Genomic DNA, 7,960 nt, shown 5'->3' on the forward strand with positions numbered 1-7,960 from the left:
TCATGGAAGCCCTTCTCGTCGTGTGAGAGCTAGAGAATCGCATTTCCATGAATCCTAGTCAAGAGTCTTTGGCACCGTTTTGGTGAGCGTAAATCTTTTGCCTTTTTGAAGAGGCGAGGGACATGGAAGGTGGACAAGTGACGACGCCGTTTGGGCGGCGGTCGGTAACGCTTGCGCTTGTGAAGCAGCAGATTGCCACGACCAGGATCAAGGAAGGCAAGTCGGCAGACAAATGGAAAGTCTTCCGCGACGCATCAGAGGCGCGAGAGGTGCTTGGTCTGCAGGATCGCAGCCTTGCGGTGCTCGATGCGCTTCTGAGTTTCTATCCTGAAAATGAGCTGCGCCAGGACGCACAGCTTATCGTTTTCCCGTCGAACATCCAGCTGTCAATTCGTGCGCATGGCATTGCGGGCGCTACCCTGCGGCGTCATCTTGCCCTGCTTGTCGATGCAGGGCTGATCATCCGCAAGGATAGTGCAAATGGCAAACGCTACGCCCGAAAGGATGGTGAAGGCTCGATCGAGCACGCCTTCGGTTTTGACATATCGCCGCTTCTGATGCGCGCCGAGGAACTTGCATGCCTTGCCCAGCAGGTGGCTGCCGATCGGATCGCGTTCCGCAGGGCAAAGGAGAACCTAACGATCTGCCGGCGGGATATCCGCAAGCTGATTACGGCGGCCGTCGAAGAGGGAGCTGCAGGCGATTGGGACGAGCTGGAAGAACAATATCTGGCCGCTGTCAGGCGAATTCCTCGAAACCCGACGCTCGACGAACTGAGAGATTTGGGCATCGAGATGGATAATTTGCGGCAGAACATCATCAACCAGTTGAATTCCGATGATTTTTCTTCAGAAATGACCACCAATGATGCTCAAAATGAGCGTCACATACATAATTCAAATACCAACCTCCTTAATGAACTTGAACCTAGCTCTGAAAAAGAGCAGGAGGCGAAGCCGAGCCAGAATAAGCAGGCCGAACATGTGCCGATTAAGGCTTTTCCGATTGGTCTCGTCTTGCGCGCCTGCCCCGAGATTTTAAACTACGGGCCTGAAGGCCAGATCAGAAACTGGCGCGATCTCATGACGGCCGCCGTGGTGGTCAGATCGATGCTCGGGGTGAGCCCGTCCGCATATCAGGAGGCCTGTGAGGTGATGGGTCCGGAGAACGCGGCAGTGACGATCGCCTGCATTCTCGAGCGTGGCGGCCACATCAACTCGGCCGGCGGGTATCTCAGAGACCTAACCAATCGGGCCAAGCGAGGTGAGTTTTCGCTGGGGCCGGTGCTGATGGCGCTATTGCGGGCGGCCGGTCATTCGGTGAAGGCAGCGGGGTGACGTTGACGTAATGGATGAGGGTTCCCGTTGCGCCGGTGTTTCCATCTGGAGACTGGAGCATTTGAGGAATCCACATCCAGGTTTGGGGGCTTTCCCTTCATTTTCCGGCCTTCCATATCAGTTCCTTCCGCCTCAATGTTTGCGATCCAACGACAGCTGAACTCTTGTTGGATTGCAGCCAGGTTAAAAGGCCGAGAGAGACTGACATCAGCTACCGGACGTTGTTCACGGAGCTGATGCGGCCGACGTTGTTGCCTAATTTGCGGCGGACTTCCGTTTGGAAGGGTAGTTCGTGACTGTGACGGTCAAATAAAGCGACTGTTGGTATTTCGATCTCCCTATTCCCGTGGACAAGGATGAGCGAAGCTATTCCAGGTCACACTACGATAAGCAGATCACAGTGCGGTATGATCATACGGCACCCTGATGACGATTGTGGTTATCTGGACTAGGGATTGATCACTTTCACCCCGGCAGCCTCGAAAGTGCTTGTATAAGTCATGTCGAGGCAAAAAGTTCTTTCATGGCACTTCCTCCCAAGGTGCCATGTGAATATCTAACCCGTTAATGCCATCGCGCACTTGGACGGGCCGTGAGCGGCTTCGGTATCCTCCTCAGAACACGATGCTGCCGTGTCCTGCTAACTCGGCAGATACTCTGCGCTCCAACTCTCGCTGATCGTGCCGGATGCAATCAACCGATCGATCTCGTTATCGGTGTAGTTCAGGTCGCGGAGAACGGCGCGTGTGGAGGCGCCGTACTTCTCCGCTGGCGTTATAGCCGTCACCTTGCCGACTGCCGGACGGATGGCGAAGGGGTCGAGCTGAGTGACGGTGTGCCCGCTCGGATGGTCTGGAAAAACCGAGAATGAATAACTGCCCCGGTCAATCCCCGGCGTGCCGTCGGCAATGCGGGCGCTGCGGCTGCAGATCTCCTCGAGTTTCTCGCAGAGAGATACGCCGATATCGGCTTTTTGCAGGCACTGTTGCCAGGTTTCAGCAGGTGCCGTCATGAAGGCTTTCGCCAGATAGGCCTCGCGATCGGATGCGGCCATCTCGACAATTGCCTCAAGCCCCTCCGCCCTGCCGAAGCGTGGCAAATCAACTTCCGAAGCACAGAGGAGAATATGGTCCCCCGACGCCGTTTCGTAGAGCTGTGACAGGGCGTTATATCCCTTGGTCTCGCGACCGGAAGGCTCATCGAAGGGACCTCGGTTGGCATAGTCATAGCAGAAGGGTATCTGGGCGAGACCGGTAAGCGCTGACAGCGAGGTCCGCGGACGGCCGATGACCCCGGTTCTGGATTTCTGATACAAAGCCGCTGCAATGCCGAGCGCAGCGCCGAAACCGCACATGACGTCAATGGTACCGACATGGGCGTGTTCCTCCGGCGTGTCCATGGAGCCGCCGAAACGTAACATGATGCCGGTTGCCGACTGCACGAGGTCGTCATAGCCGAGATAGTCGGTACGCGGACCGGTGCGCGCGCCGCCGAAGCAATCGAGCTGGCAGAAGATCGCTTGGGGGTTGAGCGCTTTCAGGCTTTCGGCATCGAGCCCCATCGCCTTGACCTGACGGTCAGTGGCGTTCCAGACAACGACATCGACTGAGCGCACCAGTTCTTCGAACACGATGCGGCCATCGGGCGAACCAATGTTCAGCAGCACGGACTGTTTCCCGCGCATGTGGGACATGCCGAAGATCACGGTGTTCCAGCAGTCATAGAGCGGCTTGGCCGGATCGATCTTGATGACCTCCGCACCGAAGCGGGCAAGATAGGCGACCGAATGCGGACCGGCGATCACATTGCACAGATCGAGAACCTTGACGCCGTCCAGCCAGCCGCCGGGGGCCTCATTCGCTACAACCGGCAAGGAAGGGTGCTCCATGCCGGCGAGCAGTGCTAGCGCCTCCTTGGCCGTTCCCCAACGTCTCGGGCTTGGCGTTAACATAGATTCGGCGCTCTCCTGCAGCCAGGCCATAGGCCCCGGCTGGGTCATGCGGCCGAAGATCGGATCGTCCACTTCGATCATGAGGCCGGCAGCCTTGGCATGATCGTCGGCGATCCATTCCTTCAGCCAGCGTTGCGGCGCACCCGGAAACAGCCCTTCTCCGAAGACACGTTCCCATTCGGAAGCCGTTTTGGTCAGGAAAACATCCTTCATGCGAGCCGCGATTTTGTCAGCCCAGAATTTTGGGAGCGGATAGACACCGAGCGAAACGTCCGAAGACCACTGCGAAACTGGAAGATAGGTGTCTTCCTCCTCGCGCAGTCCTTCAGCAACGAGCTCGTCGTAAATGCCAAGCGCTTGCAGGCAGCGTTTGGCATGGTTCTTGTGGCTGGGGCAGACCACGTAGAACATTCGCCCGTCGGCGCACCTATAGCTGCGATAGAAGGGATCGAGAAACTCCTGGAGGTCGTCAAAAGACATGTCCATTTGCAGGACCTCGCCGCGCCGACGCTCGATTTCCCGCTCGCGCTGGGTTTTATAACGCAACGGATAGTCGTCAATCAGGATAGAATTGTAGGACAGGCCCTCCATGACGGCGCTTGCCAGCGGCACCTCAATATGATCGCCTTGGCCGGTGCGCTCACGCGCCTGAAGCGCCAACACCGTCGCGGAGGCCGCAAGCATCGTACCATATGCGGAAGAGAGCGGGAGCGGCGAGAAAGACGGGTTGATACCCATAAGAACGCGGTTTAAGCCCATATCCGTAAAGACGCCCGACGAGGCTGCGATCACTGTCTCGAAGGCTCGCCAGTCCCGGCGGAGTTCATCGTCGGAGGCGAAACCTGGGATAGACAGGGTGATCAGCTCAGGCCGCGATTTACGCAAAGTCGAAAAATCGATCCCGAGCCGGGCAAGCACACCAGGGCGGAAGTTCTCGATCACAATATCAGCCTCGGCCACCAGCGCTTTCGCCTCAAGCAAACCCTTCTCCGTTTTGAGGTCGAGTGCGACGATCAGCTTGTTGCGGTTGAGGATGGCGTTGGCGGGATTGTCCCAGAGCGGCCCGCTGGGGGGATCGATATGCACGACGGTAGCACCCAGATCGCCGAGGATCATGGCTACTGCCGGGCCGGCAATATATTGCCCGAAATCAACCACTCGAACGCCGGAGAGCGGAAGCGTGGAACGTGCGATGAATGTCATCTCTTTTAACCTCCCCCAATAGTTTTCTATGCGTGTGCGTCAGCAACAATCCAGCCGGCTGCCTTTTCGGCGATCATCAGCGTCGGCGCATTGGTGTTACCACTGGTGATCTTCGGCATGATGCCCGCATCGACGACCCGCAGTCCCGCGATTCCGCGAACGTTGAGGCGACTATCGACAACCGCCATAGGATCGTCATCCCCGCCCATCTTCGTCGTACCGACCGGATGGAAGATGGTATTGGCAATATCGCCCGCAAGCCGCGCCAGCTCCTCATCGCTTTGGAACTGCGGGCCCGGTTTCCACTCCTCCGGCCTATATTTCGCCAATGCTGGCTGCGACACGATTTTGCGCACTTGCCGCAGACTTTCCGCAGCAATCCTGCGGTCTTCGTCCGTGCTGAGATAGTTCGGCGCAATCGCGGGCGCGTCCGACGCCTTATTGGAGCGAATATGAACACTGCCCACGCTCGATGGATTGAGGTTGCAAACGCTGGCTGTGAAAGCGGGGATAGTGTGCAACGGTTCGCCAAAGGCGTCGAGGCTGAGGGGCTGGACGTGATACTCCAGATTGGCGTGTGCCTGGCGTTCGTCCGAACGGGTGAAGGCGCCCAGCTGCGAGGGCGACATGCTCATCGGACCACTGCGTTTCAACGCATATTCGAGCCCTATCATCGCTTTACCAAAGACGCTGTTGGCGAGCGTATTCAGCGTTTTCGTATTACCGACCTTGAAGACGGCACGGATCTGCAGATGGTCCTGAAGATTTTCTCCGACACCTGGCAGGTTGTGCTTTACCTCAATACCGAAACGCTTCAGCAATCCCGCTGGACCGATGCCTGATAATTGCAGGATTTGTGGTGAGCCGATGGCGCCGGCCGACAGAATGACTTCTCCCCGCGCCCCAACCTCCGCGCGCTGCCCTTGACGCTCAACAATAACACCGATGCACCGCTTGCGACCAGATGCCTCGTTCGCAAGGATCAAACGCTCGACATGAGATTGCGTCCAAATCGTCAGGTTTGCGCGGTTTTTCGCTGGGCGCAGGAAAGCCTTGGACGTGTTCCAGCGCCAGCCCGAGCGCTGGTTCACCTCGAAATAGCCGACGCCTTCATTGTCGCCACTGTTGAAATCGTCCGAACGCGGAATGCCCGCTTCCACCGCGGCTTCTGCAAAGGATTCTAGGATATCCCATTTCAGCCGCTGCTTCTCGATGCGCCATTCGCCGCCATGGCCATGCATGTCGGAAAACCTGCTGTTGCCACCAGTCTTCGGGTCTGCGCCATGGTCCAGCCGGTAGTGGTCCTCATGCGCCTTGAAATCGGGCAGGCAATTTTGCCAGGACCAGGCATCGTCGCCGGTTGCCGTTGCCCACCCGTCAAAATCGCGTGCCTGACCACGCATATAGATCATGCCGTTGATCGACGAGCAGCCACCAAGCGTCTTACCGCGAGGATAGCGTAGCGAACGACCGTTCAGTCCGGCGTCCGGCTCGGTTTTGTACAGCCAGTCTGTGCGTGGGTTGCCGATACAATAAAGATACCCGACCGGGATATGTATCCATGGGTAGTCGTCCTTGCGGCCGGCTTCCAGCAACAGGACACGTTTTGACGGGTCACGACTGAGGCGATTGGCAAGCAGGCAGCCTGCAGAGCCACCACCGACGATAATGTAGTCAAAAACGTCGTGGATATTGCCGGAACCACCATTCCTCATTGGGTTACCCTCCAATCGCGATGGAACACCACACAATTATAAGACTGGACACTTTGCAGTGGCATGCCATGCTTCCTCCCTGCTTTATATGCAGGCATAGCCAACATTCGATCGTGAAATCCAATGACAAATTCAACCAAGCATTATAAGTGAAATTAATATGCTGGAAGGTATCGATCTGAGAACATTGCGAGCGTTTGTTACCGTGGGGCGAGAAGGGAACGTCACCCGCGCCGCCGAGCACCTGCACGTCACGCAGCCTGCGGTGACGCTTCAGTTGAAACGCTTGGCCGCTGACACCGGGCTAACCCTGTTCCGGCGGACCTCGACAGGTTTGGAGTTGACACAGGAAGGTGCACTGTTGGCGGCAAAGGCCGAGCAAGTGCTGGCGGCGCTGACGGACTTTGGCCAGACAGCCGGGCGTTTATCGACCGGCGTCCGGGGAAAATTGCGGATCGGTACGATCATCGATCCGGAGTTCACACGATTAGGGGCGTTTCTGAAAGCACTTATCGAAAACGGGCGAGGTATCGAGACAACGCTGCGTCATGGCATGAGCGGCGATGTGCCGGAGAGGCTGAAGCGAAACGAACTCGACGCCGGTTTTTATCTTGGTGATCCAAGGGACTATGACCCGCCGACCGATGTTACTGGAGGGAGTACCGCGTCGCTTTTCCACTCTCGCGCACTTGCGCAATTGACCTATTGCGTTGTCGCTCCGCCATCGCTCGCCAGCTTTGTTCGAGGGGCCAACTGGTTACAGCTTGCCTCCCTCCCCTGGATCGGCACGCCACCCGCATCGGTCCATAACCGGATGCTGGCACGGCTGTTCACCAATCTTGGCGTTCGCCAACAGATTGTCGCCCAGGTGGACCAGGAAGCGTCAATGATTGCCATGACACGCACGGGGATAGGGCTGAGCCTTTGCCGGGAATCGATTGCCCTGCATGAACAGCAGTCTCATGGACTGGTCATCGCTGATAATGTGAAGCTCTCGACGACCTTAAGTTTCCTCTGCCTGGAAGCGCGTGTCAGCGATCCGTCGATCGTCGCTGCATTTGACGCAGTCAAACGAGTTTGGGTTCAGTAAACCGACTTAGCGGTGAAGCTCTTGAACGGATTCGAACCGTCGTCCACGCGTCGTGGATTGGCTAAGCATTTGCGACGCAATTCACTCACACTCGCTGGCGCCGCCCTAACTTGGTTTTGCTGGCTAATCGGAATGATGCGCACCGAAAGAATGATCGACCGAACGGCGGTATAGCTAAGGTCGCCAAGTTGCGTAGAAATCAGCGCGGAGATGTAGAGGAAGGCGCTGCGGATACCGATGGCTTGTGATCGCACACCGCTTTCAAAAGCGAGATTGTCGTCGCTTGAGCAGTTTTCGAAATATCCGCATATCCTTCTCTATACTGAAGCTTCCCCATAACTGTGCTAGCGAGGACTGCATCCATTCTCTCGGCGACTGCCAATGCAGCGGCGGCCCTCTTTTTGAATGGCAAGAGAGCTTCGAGAACGTATCCATCGCCGCATGCCTTGGCGATGCACGCGATATCGAACATGTCACGTGGCTGAAGAGAGGATCCTCGATAGTGAACCTTCTTCGCGATGATTTCGCCCGGGGTCTCAAGGTCAACTTGGATTCCACGTACTGCGACACGGGATGTTGGATCGTTGGTCAGACTTGGAGCACAAATGAAGTCAATTTCACCGATGCCCGCGAACACGATTTTCAACGCATGCGTCCCGTCCGA

The 7,960-nt window shown here is 57.0% G+C and carries 5 protein-coding genes; 2 read left to right on the plus strand and 3 right to left on the minus strand.

Annotation, left to right across the window (positions count from 1 at the left end; translation table 11 throughout):
- Window positions 1-122: 122 nt before the first annotated feature.
- A complete protein-coding gene (repC, locus tag FB593_RS22115; RefSeq protein ID WP_145166978.1) occupies window positions 123-1,337 on the plus strand; it encodes a plasmid replication protein RepC in 1,215 nt (404 codons plus the stop codon).
- A gap of 640 nt (window positions 1,338-1,977) precedes the next feature.
- Here repC and FB593_RS22120 read toward each other — a convergent pair.
- A complete protein-coding gene (locus FB593_RS22120) occupies window positions 1,978-4,491 on the minus strand; it encodes a CoA transferase (protein WP_145166979.1) in 2,514 nt (837 codons plus the stop codon).
- Window positions 4,492-4,517: 26 nt separating this feature from the next.
- Window positions 4,518-6,206 (minus strand): GMC family oxidoreductase, encoded by a 1,689-nt coding sequence (locus FB593_RS22125; RefSeq protein ID WP_145166980.1) that lies wholly within the window; start codon window positions 6,204-6,206, stop codon window positions 4,518-4,520.
- A 160-nt stretch (window positions 6,207-6,366) separates the two neighbouring features.
- On the opposite strand from FB593_RS22125, the gene FB593_RS22130 reads away from it, so the two are divergent.
- Window positions 6,367-7,296: a LysR family transcriptional regulator gene (locus FB593_RS22130; protein WP_145166981.1), complete on the plus strand. Its 930-nt coding sequence runs from the start codon at window positions 6,367-6,369 to the stop codon at window positions 7,294-7,296.
- A gap of 199 nt (window positions 7,297-7,495) precedes the next feature.
- On the opposite strand, the gene FB593_RS27595 is transcribed toward FB593_RS22130, so the two are convergent.
- Window positions 7,496-7,960 (minus strand): hypothetical protein (locus FB593_RS27595; protein WP_186447953.1); only part of this gene is annotated, 465 nt, incomplete at its 5' end.

The sequence above is a fragment of the Rhizobium sp. SJZ105 genome, from assembly GCF_007828365.1.
GTDB classification, from domain to species: Bacteria; Pseudomonadota; Alphaproteobacteria; order Rhizobiales; family Rhizobiaceae; genus Agrobacterium; species Agrobacterium tumefaciens.